This is a genomic window from Cellulosimicrobium sp. ES-005 (assembly GCF_040448685.1).
GTDB lineage: Bacteria > Actinomycetota > Actinomycetes > Actinomycetales > Cellulomonadaceae > Cellulosimicrobium > Cellulosimicrobium cellulans_G.
This window is the reverse complement of record NZ_CP159290.1, coordinates 3,230,302-3,256,405: the sequence shown is the minus strand read 5'-3', so window position 1 is coordinate 3,256,405 and position 26,104 is coordinate 3,230,302. Positions and strand designations below refer to the sequence as shown.

21 protein-coding genes are annotated in these 26,104 nt (G+C 75.9%); 15 read left to right on the top strand and 6 right to left on the bottom strand.

Annotation, left to right across the window (positions count from 1 at the left end):
• The first annotated feature begins 48 nt into the window (after positions 1–48).
• From ABRQ22_RS14295 to ABRQ22_RS14270, 6 genes are all read left to right on the top strand, one after another.
• Positions 49–1,392 carry a glycoside hydrolase family 6 protein gene (locus ABRQ22_RS14295; protein ID WP_353707202.1) on the top strand — a complete coding sequence of 448 codons (1,344 nt, stop codon included), beginning with the start codon at positions 49–51 and terminating at the stop codon, positions 1,390–1,392.
• A gap of 348 nt (positions 1,393–1,740) precedes the next feature.
• The gene (locus ABRQ22_RS14290; protein ID WP_253052089.1) at positions 1,741–2,196 is read left to right on the top strand and encodes an NUDIX domain-containing protein; all 456 of its coding nucleotides are present in this window, start codon (positions 1,741–1,743) and stop codon (positions 2,194–2,196) included.
• A gap of 128 nt (positions 2,197–2,324) precedes the next feature.
• The gene (locus ABRQ22_RS14285) at positions 2,325–4,127 is read left to right on the top strand and encodes a hypothetical protein (RefSeq protein ID WP_353707201.1); all 1,803 of its coding nucleotides are present in this window, start codon (positions 2,325–2,327) and stop codon (positions 4,125–4,127) included.
• Positions 4,128–4,177: 50 nt separating this feature from the next.
• Positions 4,178–5,509, top strand: coding sequence for a CoA transferase (locus ABRQ22_RS14280; protein WP_353707200.1), 1,332 nt, complete (start codon positions 4,178–4,180; stop codon positions 5,507–5,509).
• Complete coding sequence (locus ABRQ22_RS14275) at positions 5,506–5,964, top strand: AraC family transcriptional regulator (protein ID WP_353707199.1); 459 nt, start codon at positions 5,506–5,508, stop codon at positions 5,962–5,964. The genes ABRQ22_RS14280 and ABRQ22_RS14275 overlap by 4 nt, the downstream gene beginning before the upstream one ends.
• 68 nt (positions 5,965–6,032) lie before the next feature.
• A complete protein-coding gene (locus ABRQ22_RS14270; RefSeq protein WP_353707198.1) occupies positions 6,033–6,470 on the top strand; it encodes a VOC family protein in 438 nt (145 codons plus the stop codon).
• 55 nt (positions 6,471–6,525) lie between these two features.
• Here ABRQ22_RS14270 and ABRQ22_RS14265 read toward each other — a convergent pair whose 3' ends face one another.
• From ABRQ22_RS14265 to ABRQ22_RS14255, 3 genes are all read right to left on the bottom strand, one after another.
• On the bottom strand, positions 6,526–7,461 hold the full coding sequence (locus ABRQ22_RS14265; RefSeq protein WP_253052079.1) for a Ppx/GppA family phosphatase: 936 nt from the start codon (positions 7,459–7,461) through the stop codon (positions 6,526–6,528).
• Positions 7,462–7,566: 105 nt separating this feature from the next.
• On the bottom strand, positions 7,567–10,269 hold the full coding sequence (locus tag ABRQ22_RS14260) for a GH92 family glycosyl hydrolase (protein ID WP_353707197.1): 2,703 nt from the start codon (positions 10,267–10,269) through the stop codon (positions 7,567–7,569).
• A 226-nt stretch (positions 10,270–10,495) separates the two neighbouring features.
• Positions 10,496–11,917, bottom strand: coding sequence for a glutamyl-tRNA reductase (locus ABRQ22_RS14255; RefSeq protein ID WP_353707196.1), 1,422 nt, complete (start codon positions 11,915–11,917; stop codon positions 10,496–10,498).
• A gap of 50 nt (positions 11,918–11,967) precedes the next feature.
• On the opposite strand from ABRQ22_RS14255, the gene hemE reads away from it, so the two are divergent.
• The 6 genes from hemE (at position 11,968) to hemL (ending at position 19,443) form a co-directional block, all read left to right on the top strand.
• Positions 11,968–13,128 carry a uroporphyrinogen decarboxylase gene (gene hemE / locus ABRQ22_RS14250; RefSeq protein ID WP_353707195.1) on the top strand — a complete coding sequence of 387 codons (1,161 nt, stop codon included), beginning with the start codon at positions 11,968–11,970 and terminating at the stop codon, positions 13,126–13,128.
• The gene (locus tag ABRQ22_RS14245; RefSeq protein WP_353707194.1) at positions 13,125–14,606 is read left to right on the top strand and encodes an FAD-dependent oxidoreductase; all 1,482 of its coding nucleotides are present in this window, start codon (positions 13,125–13,127) and stop codon (positions 14,604–14,606) included. The genes hemE and ABRQ22_RS14245 overlap by 4 nt, the downstream gene beginning before the upstream one ends.
• Positions 14,607–14,781: 175 nt before the next feature.
• On the top strand, positions 14,782–15,924 hold the full coding sequence (gene hemC, locus ABRQ22_RS14240; protein WP_353707193.1) for a hydroxymethylbilane synthase: 1,143 nt from the start codon (positions 14,782–14,784) through the stop codon (positions 15,922–15,924).
• Positions 15,921–17,000, top strand: a complete 1,080-nt coding sequence (locus ABRQ22_RS14235) for a uroporphyrinogen-III synthase (RefSeq protein ID WP_353707192.1) — start codon at positions 15,921–15,923, stop codon at positions 16,998–17,000. Before hemC ends, ABRQ22_RS14235 begins: the two co-directional genes overlap by 4 nt.
• Positions 16,997–18,031, top strand: coding sequence for a porphobilinogen synthase (gene hemB / locus ABRQ22_RS14230; RefSeq protein WP_353707191.1), 1,035 nt, complete (start codon positions 16,997–16,999; stop codon positions 18,029–18,031). The genes ABRQ22_RS14235 and hemB overlap by 4 nt, the downstream gene beginning before the upstream one ends.
• Entirely contained in the window at positions 18,028–19,443 is a 1,416-nt protein-coding gene (gene hemL, locus ABRQ22_RS14225; RefSeq protein ID WP_353707190.1) for a glutamate-1-semialdehyde 2,1-aminomutase, read from the top strand. Before hemB ends, hemL begins: the two co-directional genes overlap by 4 nt.
• Before the next feature lie 121 nt (positions 19,444–19,564).
• On the opposite strand, the gene ABRQ22_RS14220 is transcribed toward hemL, so the two are convergent.
• From ABRQ22_RS14220 to ABRQ22_RS14210, 3 genes are all read right to left on the bottom strand, one after another.
• On the bottom strand, positions 19,565–20,158 hold the full coding sequence (locus ABRQ22_RS14220; RefSeq protein ID WP_353707189.1) for an HdeD family acid-resistance protein: 594 nt from the start codon (positions 20,156–20,158) through the stop codon (positions 19,565–19,567).
• A 138-nt stretch (positions 20,159–20,296) separates the two neighbouring features.
• On the bottom strand, positions 20,297–21,400 hold the full coding sequence (locus ABRQ22_RS14215; RefSeq protein WP_353707188.1) for a DUF2330 domain-containing protein: 1,104 nt from the start codon (positions 21,398–21,400) through the stop codon (positions 20,297–20,299).
• Positions 21,401–21,592: 192 nt separating this feature from the next.
• The gene (locus ABRQ22_RS14210; RefSeq protein WP_253052058.1) at positions 21,593–22,075 is read right to left on the bottom strand and encodes a hypothetical protein; all 483 of its coding nucleotides are present in this window, start codon (positions 22,073–22,075) and stop codon (positions 21,593–21,595) included.
• Between the two features lie 240 nt (positions 22,076–22,315).
• Between ABRQ22_RS14210 and ABRQ22_RS14205 the strand changes: the two genes are divergently transcribed.
• From ABRQ22_RS14205 to ABRQ22_RS14195, 3 genes are all read left to right on the top strand, one after another.
• On the top strand, positions 22,316–22,654 hold the full coding sequence (locus ABRQ22_RS14205) for a metal-sensitive transcriptional regulator (protein ID WP_141389926.1): 339 nt from the start codon (positions 22,316–22,318) through the stop codon (positions 22,652–22,654).
• 24 nt (positions 22,655–22,678) lie between these two features.
• The gene (locus ABRQ22_RS14200; RefSeq protein ID WP_353707187.1) at positions 22,679–23,062 is read left to right on the top strand and encodes a heavy-metal-associated domain-containing protein; all 384 of its coding nucleotides are present in this window, start codon (positions 22,679–22,681) and stop codon (positions 23,060–23,062) included.
• A gap of 255 nt (positions 23,063–23,317) precedes the next feature.
• Positions 23,318–26,101, top strand: coding sequence for a heavy metal translocating P-type ATPase (locus ABRQ22_RS14195; RefSeq protein ID WP_353707186.1), 2,784 nt, complete (start codon positions 23,318–23,320; stop codon positions 26,099–26,101).
• Positions 26,102–26,104: the final 3 nt, after the last annotated feature.

Here is a 26,104-nt window from a genome sequence, read left to right as displayed (position 1 = left end):
GTCCCTACCGTGGCGGTGTCCTGACCCCGAGGCGACGGAGCCCCGAGCATGAGACCGACCTCCCCCACCCGACGACCCCGTGCGGCGACGCTCGTCGCCGCCGTCGCGACCCTCGCGACGCTGGGCGCCACGGCGACCGCCGGCGCGGCGCTCGCGACGACCCACGCGGCCGCGCCCTCCGCGGCCTGCACGGTCGACTACCGCATCACGAGCGCGTGGTCCGGCGGCTTCCAGGCCGACGTCACCGTCACGAACCTCGGCGCCCCGCGCTCAGGCTGGGAGCTGGCCTGGGACCTGCCGGCGGGCGAGAGCATCAGCCAGCTCTGGAACGGCACGCTCGGGCGCGACGGCGGCCGGGTCACCGTGGGCGACGTGGGCTGGAACGCGTCGCTCGCCACGGGCGGCAGCGCCTCGTTCGGCCTCGTGGGCACGGCCACGTCCGCCCCGGCCGTGCCCGCGAGCTTCACGCTCGACGGCGTCGCGTGCGGCGGCGACGTCCCACCCGACCCCACCGACCCGCCGGACCCCACCGATCCCCCCGAGACGCCGGACGACGTGACGTTCCACGTGGACGAGACGAACCAGGCGTGGGAGGCCTGGCAGGCGGCGTCGGGCACGGACCGGGACCTGCTCGCGAAGATCGCGCTCACGCCCCAGTCGACGTGGGTCACCGACGCGGACGCGCAGGTGTCGCGCGCGAAGGTCGCCGCGTTCACGAGCGCCGCCGCGGCCGAGGGAGCGACGCCGCTCCTGACGATCTACGCGATCCCCGGTCGCGACTGCGGCTCGCACTCGGGCGGCGGCACCGCCGAGGCGGCGTACCGGAGCTGGGTCCAGACGGTCGCGTCCGGCATCGTCGGCGAGCCGTGGGTCGTCCTGGAGCCCGACGCGCTCGCCCAGCTCGGCGACTGCTCCGGCCAGGGCGACCGCGTCGGCATGCTGCGCGACGCCGCCCGCATCCTGACCGACGCCGGCGCGCGCGTCTACATCGACGCGGGTCACTCCGCGTGGCTGAGCCCGGCGACCGCCGCGGCCCGCCTCCAGCAGGTGGGCCTCGACGACGCCGTCGGGTTCGCGCTCAACACGTCGAACTACCGCACGACGGCCGAGTCGCGCGCGTACGGCGAGCAGGTCGCGGCGCTGCTCGGCGGCGACGTGTCGTTCGTCGTCGACACGTCCCGCAACGGCAACGGGAGCAATGGTGAGTGGTGCAACCCCCGCGGTCGCGCGCTGGGCGACCCGCCACGCGCGGTCGACGACGGCACGCACCTGGACGCCCTGCTCTGGGTCAAGCTGCCCGGCGAGAGCGACGGGTCGTGCAACGGCGGGCCGCCCGCCGGACAGTGGTGGCAGGACGTCGCGCTCGAGCTCGCCCGCAACGCGTCCTGGTAACCCGACGCCAGCGAGCACGACCCTGCTCGCCCTCGAACACGACATTGCTGCCGTTATCGCCCGGATAACGGCAGCGATGTCGTGTTCGGCGTCTTCTGGGGGGCTAGCGCGGGTGCGCAGCGCGCACGGTTCGCCGGTTGGTGTGACGATCGTCTGTGCCGGGCCCGGCCCGGCACCATCGCCTCTCGCCGGAACTGGGGCCGCGCGAGAGGCAGGCCCGACGGCGCGTGGCTGCTGGGTGCGCCACGCGCCGTCGGGGGTGCCGGTCGTCGTCGAGCCGTCAGCGTCGAGCCGTCCGGGTCGGACGGCGCCGCGGAGGCGGCGCGCCGGAGATGGCACAGTGGGGGCGTGACGTCGCACGACCTCCCCCGCACCGACCCGCCCTCCCCCGAGCCCGCCGCGCTGCCGCCGCTGCGCACCGTCGGCTGGGTGAACGTCCGCGACGGGCGCCTGCTCGCCGTCCGCACGACGGGCAAGGACCGCTTCTTCATGCCGGGCGGCAAGGTCGAGCCCGGCGAGTCGGACGCCGAGGCGCTGGTGCGCGAGATCCACGAGGAGCTGGGGGTGCGCCTCGACCCGACGTCGGTCCGCCCCGGCTTCGTCGCCGAGGCGCCTGGGCACGGCCTCGGCGGGCGGGTCGTGCGCATGCACTGCATGTACGCCGAGCCGGCTCCCGGGTCGCCCGAGCCGGCGCCGAACGCCGAGATCGCCGAGCTCGCGTGGCTGACCCCGGCCGACGCGCACCGCGTCCCGCCGGCGGGTCGGATCGTCCTCGACCGGCTCGCGGGGGTCCTCTCCGCCTGACCGCGCGCCGCGCTCGCGTGCCGCGACGCGCGCCCGATGGGGACCTCGCCCCATGAGCGGGACGAGACGCGGCGGCGCCCGCCCGCGTACGCTCCGGAGGCACGATCCGCAGCGACAGAGGGACGACCATGGGGTTCTACGGTGCCGACATCGGCGAGCTGCGCGCGCTCGCGCAGAGCCTCACGACGGCGTCCGAGGCGCTCACGACCACGCGGAGCACGCTGGACTCGACCGTGAGCGGGGCCCGCTGGGCCGGACCGGACGGCGACGAGCTCCGCGGCCGTTGGTCCGCAGAGCTGGGCCCGGCGCTGGCCGCCGCCACCGCGACGCTCCGGGACGCGGCGGACAAGGTCCGCAAGAACGCCGACCAGCAGGAGAGCGCCAGCTCGGACGGCACGGGCGGCAGCGGCGGCCCTGGTGGCGGGCCGGGCGGCGGGCCCGGTTCCGGGGGCGGGCCGGGCTCCGGCGGTGGGCCCGGTGGCGGCGGAGGCGACGCGTCGGGCGACGAGAGCCCCGGCGGCCCCAAGGTCACGGTGAAGGGCGACCACGAGTCCGGCACGGACAACGGGAGCCTGGGCAACCCGGCGACGGAGGGCACCGACGCGAAGGTCGGGTTCGGCGTGACCCACGACCCGGAGAGCGGCGAGACCACGTACTCGGGCAGCGGCTCGCTCTCCGACTGGATGAAGACGACGAACGGGTCGAAGATCTCGTTCGGCGTCAACGGCGGTGCGGAGTACACGGTCGGCGAGAAGTCGGAGGACGGCTTCACCACGTACACGTCCAAGTCCGACGTCTCGATCGGCGTCGAGGGCGGCGTCGACAAGGGCGGCACGGGCGTCAGCGGCGGGTACACGACCGGCGTCACGTCCGCGTACACGGTGAAGGTGCCCGACGGCGCGGGCGTCACCGACCCCGGGAGCATCAACCCGTTCGACCCCCGCAGCATGCCGGTCGGCTCGTCGGTCACGATGGACGGCGGCAGCTACGCGGAGACCGAGCTCAACGCGGCGTTCCGCCACATCGCCGTCGAATCGTCCGTCAAGGACGCGAGCGGCGTGACGAGCCTCATCGAGCGCACGGGCGACGACACGGTGCGCGTCACCGCGGGCCCCACCGAGGCGATCGCGAACCACGCGGGCCTCGGTCTCGACTTCGACGCCGTGAAGGTCATGCTCGGCAACACGACGTCGCTCGACGGCGCGTCGCTGCGCAGCGCCGAGTTCGACCTGTCCACCCCGGAGGGCCAGGCCGCGTACGACAGGTACCTCGTCACCGGCGAGATCCCCGCCGACGCGTCGACCGGGATCTCCGGCACCACGAAGATCGAGCGGGTCGAGTTCGACTCGACGTCGACCGTCGGCTTCGACACCCCCGTCGGCGGGGCCGAGTGGGAGATCGGCAAGAACACGGGCTCGCTCGTCGCGACGACCAACCCCGACGGCAGCACGGAGCAGCTCCTCACCGCGACGTACGGCGACCGCGGCGACTTCCGCATGTCGCAGGCCTTCGACGCGTCGGGGACCGAGGACGTGTCCGCACGGACGTACTCGTTCGACGTCACGGCCGACGACATGTCGTCGCAGTACTTCAACACGAAGGAGTTCTCGGGCTTCTCCCCGTCGAGCGAGGTGTCGTCGGGCCAGCAGGTGACGATGACGCTCACGGAGTCGCAGATGAACCGCCTCGCGGACAGCGTGCGCACGGCGGTCGAGAACGACAGCCTGGGCATGCAGACGCGCATGATCGTCACGGACTACGACATGAGGCCGATCACCGACCCGTACCAGCTCGCGACCAGCCTCGCCCGCGCCGCGGACTCCGACCTCGAGCTCGTCATGATGATCTCCGAGATCAACGCGGCGGGCGACGGTTCCGCGACCGACCGCTCGGCGGCCCGGTTCCCCGGCACGGTCACGGTCGGCCACTGATCGGTCGCGGGTCCGGGCACCCGGGCCTCCCGTCGGCGTAGTGTCGCGGGGTGGGTGCTGCGCCGTTCCTCGCCGCGACGCTGCCGGTCCTGGACCTCGCGGTCGCGTCGGTCGTCGCCGTGCGCGACGCCGCGGCGCGCGCGGGCGGGTTCGACGTCGGCCCGCCCCCTGACCCGGAGCGCGTCGCCGCGGCGTTCGCGAGCGACCGGCTGCTCCGCGTCGACGGCGCCCCGGTGGACGCCTTCGCGCCGCTCTCGGGCTTCTTCCGGACCGCGGACGGCTGGGTCCGCACGCACGCGAACTACGCACACCACCGCGCGCGTCTGCTCGCCCTCCTCGACCTGCCCGCGACGGCCGACGGGGCTGCGGCGCGCGACGCCGTCGTGAGCGCCCTCGCGGACCGCTCGGCCCAGGACGTCGAGGACCGCGCCGCGGAGACCGGCGCGATCGCCGTGCGCGTCCGCGGCGAGGACGCGTGGCGCGCCACCCCGCCGGGCCGGGCGACGGCGTCGGGGCCACCGGTGCGCACGGCCGTGCGCGAGGACGCCGCGCCCGCGCGCCCGCTCGGGTCCGGGCCGCGCCCGCTCGCCGGGGTCCGGGTGCTCGACCTCACGCGCGTCATCGCGGGCCCGGTCGCGACGCGCACGCTCGCCCTGCTCGGCGCGGACGTGCTGCGCCTGGACCCACCGGGTCTGCCCGAGATCGAGGTCCAGCACCTCGACACGGGGCAGGGCAAGCGGTCGGCGCTGCTCGACCTCGCGACACGCGACGGCCTCGCCCGCGCCCAGCGCCTGCTCGACGAGGCCGACGTGCTCGTGACCGGGTACCGCCCGGGCGCGGTCGAGGCCTTCGGCCTGCGGCTCCCGCCCGGTGCCGTGCACGCGCGCGTCACCGCATGGGGCGACGACGGCCCGTGGGCTGGGCGGCGGGGCTTCGACTCGATCGTCCAGGCGGTGAGCGGGATCGCGCTCGTGGAGGGGTCGCGGGACGGCACCGCGTGCGCGCCCGAGGACGCCGCCCCGGGCGCCCTGCCCGCCCAGGCGCTCGACCACGCGACGGGCTACCTCGTCGCGGCCGCCGTCGTCGACGCGCTGGCCGACCGCGCGAGCGACGGCCGCGGGCGCGCGGTCGACGGCGCGCTCGCCCGGACGGCCCGCGCCCTGCTCGCCGCCCCGGGCCGCGACCCCGTGCACGACGCTCCGCGCACTCCCGGCCCGCGCTGCGTCGTCGTGCACCCCGCGCGCCTGGACGGCCGGGACGGCCGGGACAGAGCGGCGACGACGACGCGCCCCGCGCTCGACCACCTCGCGGGCGTGCCGGTCGACGACTACCCCGCGCCCGCACGGCCGTGGGGCGCGGACGAGCCGCGGTGGACGGCGTGAGCGCCTGGCCCGAGGTCGCCGTCCACCTGCGGCGGGCGCGCGACCACATGGACGCGCACTTCACGGAGCCGCTCACCCTCGCCGGCGTCGCCGCGGTCGCGGGCTACTCGCCGTTCCACTTCGCGCGCGCGTTCGCGGCCGCGTTCGGCACGAGCCCGATGGCCTACCTCGCCACGCGCCGCGTCGAGCGCGCGAAGACGCTGCTGCGCACGGCGAACCTCACCGTGACCGAGGTCTGCCACGCCGTCGGCTTCACGAGCCTCGGGACGTTCTCCGCGCGCTTCCGCGCGATCGTCGGCGTCACCCCCACCGCCTACCGGGACGAGCACGCCCGCGCGGGCGGACCGCCCGTCCCCGGGTGCTTCGCGCTCGCGTGGGGCCGGCCGCAACCCGTGGCACGGCCGGCGTCGGGCTCCGCACGATCGGAGAAGCAGGACCAGGGCGGCGCGTCGTAGCGTCGAGGACGACGGCCGGCGAGGCCGTCGGCCCCGCGCCGGCAGTCGGCGCCCCGAGAGGAGAACCCGTGCTCACGCTGTCCCACACCACCGTGTTCGTGCTCGACCAGGACTCCGCCAAGGAGTTCTACACGACCGTGCTCGGCTTCGAGCTGCGCGACGACTTCTCGATGGGCGCGGAGTTCGAGGGCGGCGGCGCCGGCTTCCGCTGGCTCACGGTCGGACCCCAGGGCGACCCGACCCGCACGATCATCCTGGCCGACTGCGCGATGGGCCGGGACCCGGAGTCGGCCGCGCAGCTCCGGTCGCTCGTCGCCAAGGGGTCGATGGGCGCCGGGGTCCTCCAGACCGACGACTGCGAGGCCACCTACCGCGACCTCCTCGCCAAGGGCGTGACGTTCCGCCAGCCGCCCGCGCACCGCCCCTACGGCGTGGAGGCCGTCTTCGTCGACGACTCCGGCAACTGGTTCAGCCTCACCGAGCCGAGGTCGGCCGCCGCCGGCTGACGGGGCCCGGGCCGGACCCGGCCGAGGAGGACCCCGAGGCTCCGCGCCGGCGAGGTCAGCTGTGGTCGAGACGGCGCAGGATCGCGCCCTCGCGCAGCGCCCAGGGGCAGATCTCGACCTCGTCGACGCCGAGCGCGCGCATCGTCTCGACCGCGACCACCCCGCCCGCGACGATCTGGAACGTGCGCTCGGGCGTGATGCCGGGCAACGCGGTGCGGCCCTCGGCCGTGATGCGCGCGAGCCGCGGCACCCAGTCGGCGAGCTGCGAGCGTCGCATGCGCCACCGGTCGTCGGGGCCGACGGCCTCGGTCTGCATGCCTGCGAGCCGCGCGAGCGAGCGGAACGTCTTGGACGTCGCGACGACGTGGTCGGGCCGCGGGAGCCGGGCGAACTGCGCGACGGCGGGGGCGAGCGTCGCGCGCACGTGCTCGCGCAGGGCCTCGACGTGCTCGGGCGCGGGCGGGTCGTCGGGCAGGAAGCCCATCGTCATGCGCCCGGCGCCGAGCGGGAGGGAGACGGCGAGGTCGGGCTCCTCGTCGACGCCCGACGCGATCTCGAGCGACCCGCCCCCGATGTCGAGGACGAGCAGGCGGCCCGCGGCCCAGCCGTGCCAGCGGCGCGCCGCGAGGAACGTCAGGCGCGACTCGTCCTCGCCCGAGAGCACGCGCACCGGCTGGCCGACGCGCTCGCCGATCGCGGCGAGCACCTCGGGACCGTTGGTCGCGTCGCGCAGCGCCGACGTCGCCATCGGCAGCATCTCGTCGACGGCGGACTCGCGCGCGAGCGCCATCGCGTCGTCGACCGCGGTGAGCATCGCGGCGACGCCCTCGGGCGACAGCGACCCGTCGGGCCGGAGGTAGCGCATGATGCGCACGACCGTGCGCGCACCCGCCGCCTGCACGGGGCGTGCCGCGTACGCGGCGTCCACGACGGCGAGGTGCACGGTGTTCGAGCCGATGTCGAGGACGCCCAGGCGCGTGGTGGTGCTCACCCGCCGAAGCCTAGCGGCGCGGCGAGGGCCGCCGCCGGGCGGGGTGCCCGACGACGGCCCTCGTGCGGGAGCGCGAGCGCTCCCCTGTCGCGACCGGACCGCGGGTCAGCCGCAGTCGAGCGCCTCGTACGCCACGTCGACCTGGGACGTGGTCCCGTCCGCGGCGACGACGGTCACGGTGGCCGTGCCCGCCGCGACGGACGTGGTGCGCGTCGTGAACGACTGGTAGGCGTTCTTGCCCGGCTGCACGTGCCGGACCGTCCGCTCGCCGAACGGCGTCGAGAGCGTCACGTCGACGGGCTCGTCGGCCGTGCTGGTCGCACGGACCGCGACGAACGCCCGGCCGCCGAGGCAGCGCGCGCTCGCCTCGACCTCGACCGGCGCGGGCGGGGCGGCCGCGGAGACCGACGGGATCCGGTCGGCGGCCGCGGTGCCCCACGTGAGGCCCGCGCTCGTGTCGGAGAGGTCGAAGTCGAGCGTGCCGCCGTCCTGCAGCGCCGCGACGTCGAGCCACGCGGCGGTGTGCGCGACGCCGTCGACCTCGAGGCCCGCGACGTAGCTCGGGAGCTTCTCGTTGGCGCCCGCAGCGTCGATCTGCACCGTCGTGCCGGCGTCGGTCGTGAGCGTCGCGGCCTGCACCTTGGGGGCGTTGAGCGCGAGGATGCCGGAGCCCGGCATCACCGGCTCGAACCCGAGCGACGCCATGACGTACCAGGCGGCGAGCGTGCCGAGGTCGTCGTTCCCCACGCCGCCGCCCGGGGTGTCCGGGAAGCGGTTGAGGTTCGCGGCGAGCACGTCGTTCGTCTTCCACGGCTGGCCCACGTAGCCGTAGAGCCAGGCGTTCATGATCGTCGGCTCGTTGCCGGGGTTGTAGCGGATCGTCGTGTAGTACGAGCTGCCGCCCTTGGCCCACGTGCTCGGCGAGACGCCGGGGTTCGCGGCGAGCGCCGGCTGGTCGAAGTAGTAGTCCAGGCGCTCGACGAACCCGTCCTCGCCGCCCATGACCTCCTGGAGGCCGGTGACGTCCTGCGGCACCATCCACTGGTACTGCCACGGCACGCCCTCGTGGAAGCCGGAGCGCGTGACGTCGGTCAGCTCGGGCAGCGTGACGAACTCGCCCGTCGGGCGCTTCGCGTTGACCATGCCCTGGAAGCCGCCGCTGAGCTGGACGTCCGGGTTCCACAGGTTGCGCCAGTTGCGCCCCTTGTCGAGGAACGCCTGGCCGCCCTCGCGGCCCGTGCGCTCCGCCGCGGCACCGAGGCTCGCGTCGGCGAGGGCGAGCTCGAGCGTGGCCGAGCCACCGTGGCGGTACTCCTCGAACTGGCCACCGAGGCCGCCCTCGTTCTCGGGGTAGAACGGCACGTGGCCGTGCTCGGCGTAGAACTCGGTGCTGCGCCGACCGACGGACGCGACGTCGTCCGGCGGGGTCGTCGTGGCGTTCTCCACGAGGTAGCCCCACAGCTCGTCGGCGATGTCGTCGGGGACCGTGCCGAGCGCGAAGTTCTCCGCGAGCCACGGCGTGACGGGGTCGCCCGCCATGATGTTGGTCTCCAGCGCGCCGAGCGACCAGCGCGGCAGCCAGCCGCCCTCGACGCGGTGCTGGTACATCGAGCGCACGATGTCCTGCGCGCGCTCGGGCAGCAGGAGCGCGTGCAGCGTCGCCTGGGTGCGGTACGTGTCCCAGAGCGAGAAGTTCTGGTAGTAGTCCCAGCCGTCGGCCTGGTGGACCTCGAGGTCCATGCCGCGGTACCGGCCGTCCACGTCGCTGCCGATCGTCGGGGACAGCAGCGTCTTGTAGAGCTGGGTGTAGAAGATCCGGCGCTGGTCGGGCGACGCGTCGATCGCGGCACGGCCCAGCTCGGCGTTCCACGCGTCGCGGGCCTCCTCGCGCACGGTGTCGAACGCGACCTGCCCGCCCTCGTCCGTGGCCTCGGCCTCGCGGTTGGCGCGCGCGCCGTCGACGCTCACGAACGACACGCCCACGCTCACCTCGACGTCGCGGTCGGTCGTGGTGTCGAACACCGCGACGGCGCCGTTGTTGCCGCCCGCGACCTCGCTCGTCGTGGACCCCGCGACGTACCGCGCGTCGGTCCCCCACGTGCCGCTCGACGCGACCGGACGGTCGAACGTCGCGCTGAAGAAGTACCGCTGCTTGTCCGGCGTGCCGCCGCAGAAGCCGCCGTTGTCGACCCAGCCCTCGAGCGTACGGTCGTCGACCCACGTCACCGAGCTCGCGCCGGCGTCGCGCAGCGTCTGGCCCACGTTGAACGACAGGTGCGACGTCGTCGAGGCGGGGAACGTGTAGCGGTGCGCGCCGACGCGCGTGGTCGCGCTGAGCTCGGCGTGCACGTCGTTCGCGAGCGTCACCTCGTAGAACCCGGCGGAGGCGTGCTCGGTGTTCTTCTGGTCCTTGATCGCGATGAAGGAGCGCGACGTGCGCGGGGTCGCGCTCGTGTCCGGCGTGACGAGCAGCTCGCCCGCCGCGGGGCAGCCCGCGCTGTTCACGTGCCGGTGGCTGAAGCCCCACACGCGCCCCGCGTTCGTGCTGTACGACGTCGAGGCGTAGGAGTTCGTGTTGTCCGGGCTGAGCTGGACCATGCCGAACGGCACGGTCGCGCCCGGGTAGGCGTTGCCCTCGCTCTCGGTGCCGACGAACGGGTTGACCTCGAGCGTGAGGTCGTCGCCCGCGGCGGCGGTGACGGTGCCGTCGTCGGCGGGGGCCGCGCCCGCGGCGGCGGGCAGCAGCGTGCCCGGCGCGACGGCGAGCGCGAGCCCGGCGGCGAGCAGGGCGAGTCGTGGTCGTCTCATGCCATGTCCTCTTCGACGTGCGACCGGGCTGCGTCGCCCGGGGCGCCCCGGGTCCGCCGGCCAGGTGCCGCCCGGGCCGCTCGTGGCGGGGCGACGGTGCTCCTGGTCGACGACGGGCGTCCGCCGGTCACTCTCTCCCGCGTATGACTGCGCTGTCAATTGCATGCCCGGGCGAACGACCGGGTCGAGCGTGGAGGGCGCAGCGCGCCGAACCCGGGGTGGCTCCTCAGCGCGCGGCGGGTGCGGGGAGAGATCCCGGGCTCGTCGGCCGCGCCGGCGCTGCCGCCTCGTCGGCCAGGGCCTGGGCGTCCGCGACGACGGCGCGCTCCTCCGCCTGCGCAGCCGCGACGGCCTCGGCGCGGGCCTCGACGATCGCGCGGTGCAGGTCGGCGTGGACGCGACGGCGCACGTCGCGCGCGAGCTCGTCGGCCTCGTCCGGCTCGACCGGGTCGCCGTCCGCCTCGCGCAGCGCGACGACGTCGGCCACCTCGAGCGCGATGCGCCGCTCCGCGTCGGCGAGCAGCGCGACGACCGCGGTGTCCGCCGCGCGGCCGAGCCGCGTCTCCTCGAACGCGCGCGTCGCGTCGTCCACGATCGCGCGCGCCTGGACGACGAGCTCCGACGCGATCGACGGCGAGTGCGCCGCGAGCGTCGCGAGGTCGTAGAGCAGCACGCCCTCGACGTCCGCGACGCGCGGGTCGACGTCGCGGTGCAGCGCGAGGTCGAGCACCACGGTCGGGCGGGCCGCGGGCTCGTCCCCGGCGCGGACCGCCGCGCGCTCGCGCGCCCGGACCACGGCGGCGGCGTCGAGCACGTGCTCGATGGCCTGCTCGCGGCGGTCGCCGCCCCCTCCCGGACGCGCGACGCCGTCGGCCGGCGCCCGCCCGCGCGCGCCGCTGCACGACACGACGAGATCCGCGTCCTCGAGCGCGGCGACGAGGTCGGTGACCGCCTCCACGCCGCGCGCGGCGGCGAACTCCGCGGCCCGGCCGGACTGCGAGTAGACGCGCACGTCGTCGCAGCCGAGCGCCCGCAGCGCCGCGAGACTCGCGCCCGCGTACGACCCCGTCCCGATGAGGACGGCCCGCACCTGGTGCCACGGCGGCAGCTCGGCACCCGCGAGGTCGAGACCCAGCGCGACGACGGAGCGGCCCGCGCCGCCGAGCGTCGTCTGCGTGCTGACCCTCTTGGACGTGCGCGACGCCGTCTGGAACAGGAGCTCGAGGGTCGAGGAGGTCACGCCGTCGGCGTGCGCGGTCTCCAGGGCGCGCTTCACCTGACCCGCGATCTCGCGCTCGCCCACGACCATCGAGTCCAGCCCCGACGCGACGGCGAACAGGTGCTCGGCGACCTCGGTCCCGGCGCGCGTGCGGAACGAGGCGAGCGCCTCGGCCGGCTCGACGCCCGACGCGTCGGCGACCATGCGCGCGACGTGCTCGGTCGCGTGCTGCACGCCCGTCCCGTCGAGGGGCGCGTCCACGTCGAGGTACAGCTCGAACCGGTTGCACGTCGCGAGGACGACGGCACCGGTGATCACGTCGCACGCCGCGACCGCGGAGCCGCCGATCGAGTGCGCCCCGGTGGAGAGTCGCTCCAGGGCGTCGAGGTCGAGCTCGTGGTGGCTGGCCGTGAGGGAGAGAAGAGCCACAGTGCCTCCGATTTAATCATTCCACCGGGAGGGAGGCAGAATCGGTAGCTGTGATTCCTGTCGCCCTTTCCCCGGGCCATCCCCTGACCGACGGCCGCACGGACCGTTCGCCGCTCGTGCAGGCCCTGCGCGCGGGCACGACGGGAAATCGCCCGGAAATCACACCCGTGTGGTTCATGCGGCAAGCCGGCCGCTCGCTGCCCGAGTACCGCGCCGCCCGCGAGGGCGTGAGCATGCTCGACTCGTGCCTGCGCCCCGACCTCGCGTCGGAGATCACGCTCCAGCCGGTGCGACGCCACGGCGTCGACGCGGGGATCTTCTTCTCCGACATCGTCGTGCCGCTGCGTCTCGCGGGCGTCGAGGTCGACATCGTGCCGGGCGTCGGGCCGGTCATGGGCCAGGCGTACCGGACGCCCGACGACGTCGCGCGCCTCGTGGAGACCGAGCTCACCGAGGAGTCGCTCGCCCCGGTCCGCGAGGCCGTCGCGCTGACCGTCGATGCGCTCGGCACGACGCCGCTCATCGGGTTCGCGGGCGCGCCGTTCACGCTCGCCGCCTACCTCGTCGAGGGACGGCCGTCGCGCGACCACCTCGCCGCGCGCGCCCTGCTGCGCGGCGACCCGGAGACGTGGCAGCGCCTCGTCGACTGGGCCGCCGACCTCACCGGCACGTTCCTGCGCGCCCAGGTGCGGGCGGGCGCGAGCGCCGCCCAGCTCTTCGACTCGTGGGCAGGCTCGCTCTCGCGCGCCGACTACGCGGCGGGCGCCGCCCCGGCGAGCACGCGCGCGCTGACGCACGTCGCCGACCTCGGCGTGCCGGTCGTGCACTTCGGCACCGGCACGGAGCACCTGCTCCCCACGATGCGCGACGCCGTCACCGCGGCCGGGGTGCGCGACGTCGCCGTGGGCGTCGACTACCGCACGCCGCTCGACGACGCCGCCCGGCTCCTCGGCGAGGGCCACGACCCCGTCCCCGTCCAGGGCAACATCGACCCCGCGCTCCTCGCCGCGCCGTGGGACGTGCTCGAGGCGCACGTGCGCGACGTCGTGCGGCGCGGGCGCACCGCGCCCGGGCACGTGGTGAACCTCGGGCACGGCGTCCCGCCGGACACCGACCCGGACGTCCTCACGCGTGTCGTCGGCCTGGTCCACGCGCTCGGCGCAGACTGGACGGGACAGGACGACGCGCACGAGGAGGCGACCCGACGGTGAGCACCGAGCCGACGACGTCCCGCACCTCCCCCGGGACCGTCCCCGAGGGGGTGGACGCGGTCGTCGTCGGCGCGGGGGTCGCGGGGCTCGCCGCCGCCCTGTCCCTGCGCGAGCAGGGGCTGCGCGTCGTCGTGCTGGAGGCCGCGGACGTCCCCGGCGGGCCCGTCCGCGGCGGCGACCTGCCCGGGCTCGACGGGGTCCGCGTCGACCTGGGGGCCGAGTCCTTCGCGGCCCGCGGCACTGCCGTCGGCGACCTGGTCGCCGCGCTCGGCCTCGACGTCGTCGAGCCGTCGGGGGACGGCGCCTGGGGCTACGCCGCCGGCCGCGCCTACCCCCTGCCGCGCGCCGGCGTCCTCGGGATCCCCGCCCACCCGTGGTCCCGCGACGTGCGCCGCGCGGTCGGCGTCGGCGGGGCGCTGCGCGCGAGCCTCGACCGCGTCCTGCCCCGCCGCCTCACCGACCTGCGCACGCTCGAGACGTTCGCGCGCTCGCGCATGGGGACGCGCGTCACGGAGCGGCTCGTCGCGCCCGTCGCGGCCGGGGTGCACTCGGCCCCGCTCGACCGGCTGGACGTCGCCGCGGTCGCGCCGGGGCTCCGCGAGGCGTTCGAGCGCGAGGGGTCGCTCGCGCGGGCCGTCGCGTCGCTGCGCGCGCTCGCCCCGGCCGGCTCGGCCGTCCGCGGGATCGACGGCGGCATGCACCGGCTCGTCGAGGAGCTCGCGGCGGACGCCGACGTGCGGCTGCGCCACGAGGTCACGGAGATCGCCCGGAGGGACCCGGACCGCGGGCGTTCCGGCGGCGACGCGCCCTCCGGCTCCTGGGTCGTCCGCGCGCAGACGCCGGACGGGCCCGTCGAGCTCGCCGCGCCGCGCCTCGTCGTGACGACCCCGGCGCTCGTGGACGCGCTCGGCCCGCTCGTCGGCACCGCGGCGGACCTGCTGCCCGACCCGGAGCCCGGCGCGGACGTCCGCCTCGTCACGCTCCTGCTCCGCGCCCCCGAGCTCGACGACGCGCCGCGCGGGACCGGGCTGCTCGTCGCCCCGCCGCACCGCGACGCCGGGCGGGCCGCGCCGCCGTCGGACGTCGAGGCGAAGGCCCTGACGCACTCGACGGCGAAGTGGCCGTGGCTGCGCGAGCGCGTGCGCGCCGCCGTCGGACCGGGCCACCACGTGGTGCGCCTCAGCTACGGACGCATCGGCGCGACGACGGAGCCCGACCTCGACCGCGTCGTCGCCGACGCGTCACGGCTGTTCGGTGTGGACCTGCACGGCCGCGTGCTCGGGCACGTCGTGACGCGCTGGAACGGCGCGCTGCCCCCGCCCACCCCCGCGTACCGCCGCGAGGTCGCGGCGTTCGTCGAGCGGGTCGACGCCGTCCCCGGGCTCGCCGTGACGGGTGGCTGGATCGCCGGCACGGGGCTCGCGGCGATCGTCGCGCACGCCCAGGAATGCGCCCGGGGCCTCGCCGTCCTCGACTGAGGCAATCCTTACCGGAATCCCGAGAAATGCGGCGTCAAATGCGCTCGCGAATTGTCCTGACATCGTGTCCGGAAGTTCCTGACCGCGCGTCAGGACCACGTCACTCCCGCACGTATTCCCGGCAGCGTGACGTGCGCATTTCCGTGGAATGCCGAAGTGGGGAGAGACTGGGACCGTGAGCCCTGCAGGTACCCCTCCCCTCCGCGTGGGCACGCGCGGCAGCGCCCTCGCGACGACCCAGTCCGGCCACGTCGCCCGCCGCCTCGAGGAGCTGACCGGCCGGGACGTCGAGCTCGTCCGCGTCCGCACCGACGGCGACGTCCTCACCGGGTCGCTCGCCCAGATGGGCGGGACCGGCGTGTTCGTCACCGCGCTGCGCGAGGCGCTGCTCGACGGACGGTGCGACGTCGCCGTCCACTCCCTCAAGGACCTCCCGACCGAGCCCGCCCCCGGGCTGACCGTCGTGACGCCGGAGCGCGAGAACCCGCGCGACGTCCTGTGCGCCCGCGGCGGTCTCACCATCACGACGCTCCCGCGCGGCGCGCGCGTCGGTACGGGGTCGCCGCGCCGCGCCGCGCAGCTCCGCTCCGTCCGGCCGGACCTCGACGTCGTCGACATCCGTGGGAACGTCGACACGCGCCTCGCCCGGGCTCTCGGCCCCGACGCCGACCTCGACGCCGTCGTGCTCGCCTACGCGGGGCTCGCGCGGCTCGGCCGGCTCGACGCGGTGTCCGAGGTCGTCGACACCGCGATCATGGCGCCCGCCGCCGGGCAGGGCGCCCTCGCGGTGGAGGTGCGCACGGCGTCGCTCGACGACCCCGTGCTCGCGCGCGCCCTGCACGACCTCGACCACGAGCCGACGCGCCTCGCCGTGCTCGCCGAGCGGTCGCTGCTCGCGCGCCTGGAGGCCGGCTGCGCCGCGCCCGTCGGCGCGCACGCCCTGGTCGAGGACGGCGAGGTCGTCCTGACGGCCGTCGTCGCCCGGGTCGACGGCGTCGAGCAGCTCACGCACTCCGGTCGCACGACGGTCCCGGTCGGTGCCTCGTCGCAGGACGCGCGGGACGACGCCGCGCGCGCCCTCGGCGCCCGCGTCGCCGACGCGCTCCTCGCCGACGGCGCCGCCCGCCTCGCCCCGCTCCGCGAGACCGGCTCCGGGCCCGGAGCCGGGGCTGGGTCCGAGTCCGGGACCGTGACCGGGACGGCCCCGGCGACGACGCGACAGGCCACGGACGCCGACGCCGTCCCGTCGCCCGACCGCGCCGTCGAGACCGCGCGCGAGCAGCTCCGCGACGGCGGCTACCGCGGCGAGGCGGAATGAGCCCGGGCCCCCTGCGCGACCCGTCGCGCGGCCCCGCACCCGTCGTGCCGCCCCCGCCCGGGCGACCGAGCCCGCACGGCGACGCCGAGGCCGCCACCCTGGCGTCGGTCCCGCGTGCCGCGGGCTCGACGCTCGCCGGCCGCACGGTCCTCGTCCCCCGCGCGCCCGAACGCGCCGCGGGGCTCGCCGCGACGCTCCGCGACGCCGGCGCGCGCGTCCTCGTCAGCCCCGCGATCGAGCGCGCCCGGGTCGAGGACACCGCCCCGGTGGACGGCGCCGTCGCCCGCCTCGCGCACGGCGACTTCGCCTGGGTCGTCGTGACGAGCGTCAACGCGATCGACGAGCTCGTCGCGAGCGCCGCCCGCCAGGGCGTCCACCTGGGTGACGCCGCCCGCCGAGCCCGCTGGGCCGCCGTCGGGCCTGCGACCCGCCGCGCCCTGGAGGCCGTCGGCGTCCAGGTCGACCTCGAGCCGACCGAGAACTCCGCCCGCGGCCTGGTCGCCGCCTTCACGACCCTCGCCGCGACCGACCACGCCTCTACCTCACCGAACCAGGGCTCTCCTTCGCCGAACCAGGGCTCTACCTCGGCCGACCAGGGCTCTCCCTCGCGAGGTAGAGGTGTGGTCCTGCTGCCGCAGGGGGACCTCGCCGCACCGACGATGCACGACGGCCTGCACGACCTCGGGTACGTCCCGCACGTCGTCACCGTCTACCGCACCGTCACGCATGCGCTCGCGCCGGACGTCGTCGCGGCGTGGCGCGCCGGCGAGGTGGACGCCGTCGTGCTCACCTCGGGGAGCGTCGCGCGCGAGGTGGCACGTCAGCTCGGCCCGCGCGACGACGTCGTGGGCGTCGCGATCGGCGATCCGACCGCCCGGGCGGCGCGCGCCGTCGGGCTGCGGCTCGACGCCGTCGCGGAGCGCCCGACCGACGCCGCGCTGGCCGACGCGCTCGGGGACGCGCTCGCCGCCACCGGCTCCGCCACCCGCACGGCCGCCCTGCCCGACGACCCGGCCGCTCCCCCGGCCGCCGGCACGACCGGCGTCGACCCGACCTCCGAAGGAGACCCCTCGTGACCCACCAGCTCCCCGTCGGGCACCACCGGCCGCGCCGCCTGCGCACGAGCCCGCGCGTACGGCGTCTCGTGACCGAGACGCGCGTGCACGCGTCGGACCTCGTGCTGCCGCTGTTCGTCAAGGAGGGCCTCGACGCGCCGCGGCCGATCTCGTCGATGCCGGGCGTCGTGCAGCACACCGAGGCGACGCTCGCGGACGCCGTGCGCGACGCCGCGCGCGCCGGGGTCGGTGGCGTCATGCTGTTCGGCATCCCCGCGGAGCGCGACGCGACCGGGACGCAGGCCGACGCCGAGGACGGGATCCTGCAGCGCGGCATCCGGGTCGCGGTCGAGGCGGCGCGCGAGCACGCCGGCGGCGGGCCGGTCGTCATGGCCGACACGTGCCTGGACGAGTTCACCGACCACGGGCACTGCGGCGTGCTGACGACCGGGCGCGACGGGTCCGTCGTCGTCGACAACGACGCGACGCTCGACCGCTACGCGTCGATGGCCGTCGCGCAGGCGCGCGCGGGCGCGGACGTCGTCGCGCCGTCGGGGATGATGGACGGCCAGGTCGGCGTGATCCGGGAGGCGCTGGACGCCGCAGGGTTCGACGACGTCGGGATCCTCGCGTACTCCGCGAAGTACGCGAGCGCGTTCTACGGGCCGTTCCGGGAGGCCGTGGACTCGGCGCTCCAGGGCGACCGCCGCACGTACCAGATGGACGCGGCCAACGCGCGCGAGGGGCTGCGGGAGGCGGACCTCGACCTCGCGGAGGGCGCGGACATGGTGATGGTGAAGCCGGCCGGGTCGTACCTCGACGTGCTCGCGGCGGTCGCGGAGATGTCGCCGGTGCCCGTCGCGGCGTACCAGGTGTCGGGCGAGTACGCGATGATCGAGGCCGCCGCCGCGAACGGGTGGATCGACCGGCGCGGCGCGATCACGGAGTCGGTGCTCGGCATCAAGCGCGCCGGCGCGGACGTGATCCTCACGTACTGGGCGACGGAGCTCGCGGGCTGGCTGGACGAGAACGAGGGAAGGACGCGGGCATGACGGACACCGGAGGCTTCGGGACGGCCGAGGCGGTCCAGGCGGAGAACGCGGCGCTGTTCGGCGCGCCGGGCGCGGGCGGGGCGGACAACCACGCCGCGTTCGTCCGCGCGCAGGGCGTGCTCCCGGGCGGCGTGAGCTCGCCGGTCCGCGCCTACGGGTCCGTGGGCGGCGACCCGCGGTTCCTCGCGTCGGCGCGCGGCCCGTACGTCACCGACGTCGCGGGGCGCGAGTACGTCGACCTCGTGTGCTCGTGGGGTCCCGCGCTGCTGGGGCACGCGCAGCCCGACGTCGTCGCCGCGGTCCAGGAGGCGGCGGGGCGCGGGCTGTCGTTCGGCGCGCCGACGCTCGGCGAGGTCGAGCTCGCGGAGGAGATCCGCCGTCGGGTGCCCGCCGCGGAGCGCGTGCGCCTCGTGTCGACCGGCACGGAGGCGACCATGACCGCGATCCGCCTCGCGCGCGGCGTGACCGGGCGCGACGTCGTCGTGAAGTTCGCCGGCTGCTACCACGGGCACGTGGACGCGCTGCTCGCCGAGGCGGGATCCGGCGTCGCGACGCTCGCCCTGCCCGGCTCGGCCGGGGTCACCGAGGCGACGGCGGCCGAGACGCTCGTGCTCCCGTACAACGACCTCGCGGCCGTCGAGGCGGCGTTCGCGGAGCGCGGCTCCGAGATCGCGGCCGTCATCACCGAGGCGTCGCCCGCGAACATGGGCGTCGTCCCGCCCGCGGAGGGCTTCAACGAGGGCCTGCGCCGCATCACGGCGGCGCACGGCGCGCTGCTGATCCTCGACGAGGTGCTCACGGGCTTCCGCGTCGGGCCGAGCGGCTGGTGGGGCCTCGAGAACGCGGTGCTGCGCGGCCAGGGCGCGGACGGCTACACGCCCGACCTGTTCACCTTCGGCAAGGTCGTGGGCGGCGGGATGCCCGTCGCCGCGGTCGGGGGTCCGGCGACCGTCATGGACCAGCTCGCGCCGCTCGGGCCCGTCTACCAGGCGGGCACCCTGTCCGGGAACCCGGTCGCCGTCGCGGCCGGCCTCGCGACGCTGCGCCTCGCCGACGACGCCGTGTACGCGCGCGTGGACGAGGTCGCGGGCGTGCTGTCGTCGGCCGTGGGCTCGGCGCTCGACGCGGCGGGCGTGCCGCACCGCGTGCAGCGCGCGGGGTCCCTGTTCTCCGTGTTCTTCGGCGACCTCGCCGCGACCGCGGGCGTGCGCGACTACGCGCAGGCCCAGGCGCAGGAGACCTTCCGGTACCGCGCGTTCTTCCACGCGATGCTCGACGCCGGGGTCAGCCTGCCGCCGTCGGTGTTCGAGGCGTGGTTCGTCTCCGCCGCCCACGACGACGCCGCGGTGACCCGCATCCTCGACGCCTTCCCCGCCGCAGCCCGCGCCGCCGCGGAGGCCCGCCCCGCCTGACCCCCGCTAGGCGCCGAACACGACGTCGGTGTCGTTATCCGGCGGATAACGACACCGACGTCGTGTTCGACGCCGCGGGATCGCGTGCTCGGCCGCGGGGCCGCGGGGCCGCGGCCTCAGGTCAGTACGTCGCGGCCTGCCCTGCTCGCCTGCCGAGCGAGCGGATCTGGAAGCCGAACGCGATGAGCATGACGCCCCAGAGGATCGCGAAGATCGCGAGGATCCAGACGATGGAGACCAGCCCGGCGTTGACGTTGAACAGGACCAGCAGACCGAAGACGAGACCTAGCAGGCCGGCGAAGACTCCCCAGCCCCAGCCGCTGCCGGGGACCTTGCGCAGGTCGAGGCTCGCGACGGTCTGGAACAGGCCGTAGACGACGGCCCAGAAGCCGATGATCCACGTGAGGACGATCGCGGTCTTGCCCGGCCAGACGAGCAGCACGATGCCGACGGCCAGGCTGAGGACGCCCATGGTCACGAGGAACGCGGTGCCGCTGCCGGTCCCGCGGCGCCGGATGCCCTCGATGATCTCGACGATCCCGTCGACGACCGCGAAGATGCCGATGACCCAGATGATCACGGCCGCGGTCTTGTCCGGCCACGCCAGGGCGACGATACCGAGGATGATGGCGAGCACGCCGCGGAGCACTGGCCAGTACCAGACCTGCTTCGCGGTGCTGGAGAATGCGGTGAGGATCGGGTCCTGCGTCGTCATGGTCACTCCCCGTGCTAGGTGACGGGCCGGCTCACCGGCGGCCTGGGGCCTGTGTCGCCTCCCGCTTCGCCTCCATGGAACACCCAGAAATCCCGCGTGTCGCGGCGAAGCGCGCGTTTCGCCCGCTCGCGCCCCCGGTCAGGCCCGCGCGGGGCGCGGCGCGAGGACCGGCGCGGGTGCGCGTCGACGTCGGCCCGACCAGACCACGAGGGCGGCCAGCGCCAGCACCGCCGAGAACGCGAGGACGGGTCCTGCGAAGAACGGGCCGATCCGCTTGTCGGCCACGACGGCGTACGTCGTGGCGTACGCGACGTCGGCCGCGGCCGGCTCGAAGGTGAAGTCCGAGACGATCTCCGCCCCCGGGTCGTCGAAGACCTGCTCGTGCGACGTGACGAAGCCGCCGGCGGCGAGGAGCGCGGCGAGCTCGTCGGAGCCCACCGACGCCGGGTCGACACGGCCCGCGAACCGCAGCGTGGGCTCGTGCGCGACGGCGGTCGCATCGGTGCGGTCGACCCGGTGGTCGGCCAGCACGTAGGTGCGCGTGCTCTGGGTGTCGTCGGCGACGACGGACATGCGCATCGGGTAGACGAGCGAGGCGCTCGGGAACGTGACGCGCAGGGGCTGCAGCGTCCCGTCGAACGCGGCCGCCTCCTCGGGCGCGAGCCGGGCGGCGACGAACGACCAGCCCTCGCTCACGTACGGCGTGAGCGCGGTCTGGATCGACTCGGGGAGCTGGAACCCGCGCTCCGTGAGCCACGACCCGAGCGCGCCCGGGTCGGTCGCCGCGAGCGTCGTGACGTCGAGCGGGCCGAGCCGCACCTCGTCGAGCACCGCGACACCCGCCGGAGCGCCGGCCCCGTCGGCCCCGGCCGCGCCGAACCCCAGCTCGGGCCACCAGCGGTAGTCGGAGACGACGGCGCGCGGCTGCGTGAGGTCGTCGAGCTCGCGGAAGACCTGCGGGTCGGCGAGCGCGACCTCGGCCGGCGCGGGGGTCGGCAGCAGCAGCCCGACCTCCGGGGCGTTCGACAGCGTGTCGAGCTCCAGCAGCATCGTCTCGGTCGTCCCGTCCCACTGGAGCACGGCCGTCTCCTGCGAGACCGACGTGTCGTACGCGGGCCCGTCGACGAGGCCGCCGCACGCGCACGCGCTCGCCGGCGGTGCCGCGACGACGCTCGCGCCCGCGAGCGCGAGCGCGATCGACACCGCGCGGGCCGCCCGTCCTGCTCCTGCTCCCCTGCCCATGCTTGGGAGGGTAGGGGCGCGCCCAGGGCCTCGCCCGACGAGCGCCGCAATCGTGATGAGGCCGTGACAGCAGCGTGACCCGCTGCTCCCGACCGTCCGCCGGGCGCGCCGTCGGGCCGGGGCCGGGCCGGGAGCACAGGGCCGGGGGCACAGGGCCGGGGGCACGGGCCGAGAGCACGGCCGGGGTCCGTGTCAGGCGACCGCCGCGCTGACGCCGAGGTGCACGAGCGCACCCAGCACGACGGCCCACGCCGTCACCGCGACGACGCCCCACGTGAAGACGCGGGCGCGCGGTGCGCCGAACCCGACCATGGCGGCCGCGGTGACGTGGCTCGGCAGGAGCAGGGGTCCGAGGAGGCTGACGCCCGGCACGCCGTACCGGTCGAACACCTGCCGCATCCGCTGCCGCTTGGGCGACTGCTCCGCGGCACGTCCGCGCGTGACGCCGGAGCGTGCGGCACCGATCAGCCAGACGACGAGCGCGAGGGCGATCGCGTTGCCCACCACGGCAGCGAGGATCGCGACGACGGGGTTCACCCCGGAGACGACGCCGAGGATCGCGGCGCCCTCCGCCTCGACGTAGGGGATCGCGCCGGCGAGGAGGACCCCGACCCAGCGCAGCAGGGGCGGAAGACCCTGGGTGAGCTCCTGGAGCCCGGTGATGATGTCGGTCATGGTGCGCCTCTCGTCGTGGGTGCCTCCAGCCTCTCGGTGGCGTCGGCGGGTCGACAGTGCGCCCGTTCACCGCAGGACGTGGGCCCGTCACCCCGCGGGCATGACACGTGTCAGGCCGTGCTCGTCGGGACGACCGAGCGCCCGTACCCTTGGGGGGTATGCATCAGTTACCCTGGTGGGGTATAGGACGACGATCGACCGCCGCAGTCGCGGCACCGCGCCCTGGACGAGGAGGAGAGCATGACCGACACCACCGAGGCCCCCGCCGTCGAGCACGAGCACGCGGCCCACACCGGTCCGCACGGCTACGCGTCCGACAAGGAGGCGTACCTCAAGCGCATGCGCCGCATCGAGGGCCAGGTGCGCGGCATCGCGCGCATGATCGACGAGGACGTCTACTGCATCGACATCCTCACGCAGGTCTCCGCCGTCACGAAGGCGCTGCAGGCCGTGAGCATCGGCCTCGTCGAGGACCACCTCGGCCACTGCGTCGTCGACGCGGCCCGCCAGTCCGAGCAGGAGGGCGCGGCCAAGGTCAAGGAGGCCGCCGACGCCATCGCCCGCCTCGTCCGCAGCTGACCCACCCCACCACCGAGGAGCACCATGAGCACCGTCACCACCCTGGGCGTCACCGGCATGACCTGCGGCAACTGCGTCGCGCACGTCACCAAGGACCTCGAGGCCGTCGCCGGCGTCGAGAACGTGAGCGTCGAGCTGCGCGTCGGCGGCGCGTCCGAGGTCACGGTCTTCTCCGACGACCCGCTCGACGAGGCAGCGCTCCGCGAGGCCGTGGACGAGGCGGGCTACGAGGTCGCCTCGCTCGAGGTGCAGGAGGACGCGCTGTCCGCCCAGTACGCCGAGCAGGCGGCGGAGAAGCAGGAGGCGCACGCGTGCGCGTGCGGCTGCGGCACCGTCCCGAGCACGTCCGCGGACGCCGCAGCCCCGGTGACCAAGACCTACGACCTCCAGGTCCCGCCCCGCGCCTGACCCGCTCGCGACGGTCGGCACCCTGCGCGGCACCTGCCGCCTCCCGCGGACACGTCGCACCGCCCCGGTGCCCGACGACGGGGCTCGCCTCGCCCGCGCGAGGTCGCCTCCGCCGTCGGGCACCACCCCACGGGCCGACCGTCGCCACCGCGACGCGCCCCCGGCGCCGCACCCGTACGGCGCACGCCGCGACGTCCGCCACCCCGGACCGCCGTCGGTGACCTCCACCCGAGCACCCGTCGAGGAGTCACCCGCATGACCGCCCAGCCCACGCCCACCCCGACGACCGCCACCCCGCCGGGCGACGCCGTCGACGGTCGGCCCTTCGCCGAGGTCGACCTGGCGATCGGGGGCATGACGTGCGCGTCGTGCGTCGCGCGCGTCGAGAAGCGGCTCAACCGCGTCGACGGCGTCACCGCCACCGTCAACCTCCCGCTCGAGAGCGCGCACGTCGTCCTCGCCGCCGACGTCACGGACGCCGACCTCGTCGCCGCCGTCGAGAAGGCCGGTTACACCGCCCGCGTCACCACCCGTCGTGATCTCACCCCCGTGGACGAGGGTTCCGCCTCGCGGCACCACGGTTCTCCTCCGGCACACCAGGGCTCTCCCTCGGCGGGCCACGGCTCTCCGTCGGCGGGCCAGGGCTCGACCTCGGCCGACCGCGGAGAGTCCGCCGTGGGGGCGACCGAGCGGCGGGACGATGCCAACGGCGAGGCGGGTCCGACCGAGCGACTCTCCGGAGCGAGCGTGCGAACGCAGGCGGATCGCGACCGAGAGCCGGGAGGCACCCGAGGAACGAGGGCTCCGGACCGTGGCCCGAGCACCTCCGGCCGCGCCGCCGCCGGACCCGACCGGGGCGCCGTGCTGCTGCAGCGTCTGCGCGTCGCGACGGTGCTGACGGTCCCGGTGGTCGCGGTCTCGATGATCCCGGCGCTGCAGTTCACGGGGTGGCAGTGGGTCGTCGCGGCGCTCGCGCTGCCGGTCGTCACGTGGGGCGCGTGGCCGTTCCACACGGCGGCGTTCCGCGCGGCGCGGCACGGCGCGTCGACGATGGACACGCTCGTGTCGCTCGGGGTGGTCGCGGCGACGCTGTGGTCGCTGTGGGCGCTGCTGCTGAGCGGCGCGGGCGAGCCGGGGATGCGGATGCAGCCGACGCTGATCCCGTCCCGCGACATGACGGGCGCGCCGGAGCTGTACTTCGAGGTCGCGGCGGTCGTCACGACGTTCCTGCTGGCCGGCCGGTACGCCGAGCACCGCTCGAAGCGCCGTGCGGGGGACGCGCTGCGGTCGCTGCTGGAGCTGGGCGCGAAGGACGCCGAGCGGGTGGTCCTCGGGCCGGACGGTTCCCCGCGCACGGGTGCCGACGGCGCACGGGTCACCGAGCGCGTCCCGGTCGCGGACCTCGCGGCGGGTGACGTGTTCGTCGTGCGGCCCGGCGAGAAGGTCGCGACCGACGGCGTGGTGCTGGAGGGGTCGAGCGCGGTCGACACGTCGCTGCTCACGGGCGAGCCGGTGCCGGTGGACGTCGGCCCGGGCGACGACGTGACGGGCGCGACGGTCAACGCGGCGGGTGCGCTGCTGGTCCGGGCGACGCGCGTGGGCGAGGAGACGACGCTCGCCCAGATCGGACGGCTCGTCACGCAGGCCCAGACGGGCAAGGCGCCGGTGCAGCGGCTCGCCGACCGCATCTCCGCGGTGTTCGTGCCGGTCGTGCTCGTGCTCGCCGTGGCGACGCTCGCCGGCTGGCTGCTCGCCGGGGCCGGGACGCAGTTCGCGTTCACGGCCGCCGTCGCGGTGCTCATCATCGCGTGCCCGTGCGCGCTGGGCCTGGCGACGCCGACGGCCCTGCTCGTCGGCACCGGCCGGGGCGCGCAGCTCGGCGTGCTCATCAAGGGGCCGGAGATCCTCGAGTCGACGCGGCGCGTGGACACCGTCGTGCTCGACAAGACGGGGACCGTCACCCAGGGCGCGATGGCGCTGGAGGCGGTCGTGACGCCGTCGGGCCGCGTGCCGCTCGACGTCCTGCCCGCGGAGGGCCGCGCTCCGGCGCGAGGCGACGCCGACCGGTCGCGCCAGGCCGTCGACGACGCGCGCGACGCCCTGCGGCACGCGGGCGCGGTCGAGGCCCTGAGCGAGCACCCGATCGCCCGGGCGGTCGCCGACGCCGCGCGCCGGACGGCCGCGTCGTCCTCGACCGGCGGGGACGTCCCGGTGGGGGTCGACGGCGTCGTGATCGGCTCGTTGCAGGCGTTCGACTTCCGGAGCGCCCCGGGCGGCGGGGTCGAGGCCGTCGTCCGCACCGCGCACTCCGGGCTCTCCCTGGGCGACGGCGGCGGGCTCGCCGCGCGGCGCGTGCTCGTCGGGCAGCCGTCGTGGCTCGCGCGCGCGGGCGTGTCGCCCGACCCGGCGCTCGACGACGCGTTCGCGGCCGCCGAGGCGTCGGGGGCGAGCGCCGTCGTCGTCGCGTGGGACGGCCGGGCGCGCGCGGTGCTCGTGCTGCGCGACCCCGTGAAGCCGACGTCGGCCGAGGCGGTGCGCGAGCTGCGCGACCTCGGCCTGCGGCCCTACCTGCTGACGGGCGACGGCGAGGGCGCGGCCCGCGAGGCGGCGCGTGCCGTCGGGATCGCGGAGTCGGACGTCGTCGCGCGCGTGCTCCCCGACCAGAAGGTCGACGTCGTCGCGCGGCTCCGGCGCGAGGGGCGCGTCGTCGCGATGGTCGGGGACGGCGTGAACGACGCCGCCGCGCTCGCGACGGCGGACCTCGGGCTCGCGATGGGGACCGGCACGGACGTCGCGATCGAGGCGAGCGACCTCACGCTGGTGCGCGGCGACCTGCGCAGCGCCGCGACGGCGATCCGGCTCTCGCGCCGGACGCTGCGCGTGATCCAGCAGAACCTGTTCTGGGCGTTCGCCTACAACGTGGCGGCGATCCCGCTCGCGGCGGCGGGCCTGCTCAACCCGATGATCGCGGGCGCGGCGATGGCCGCGAGCTCGGTGCTCGTCGTCGGCAACTCGCTCCGCCTGCGCCGCGCCGCCTGACCC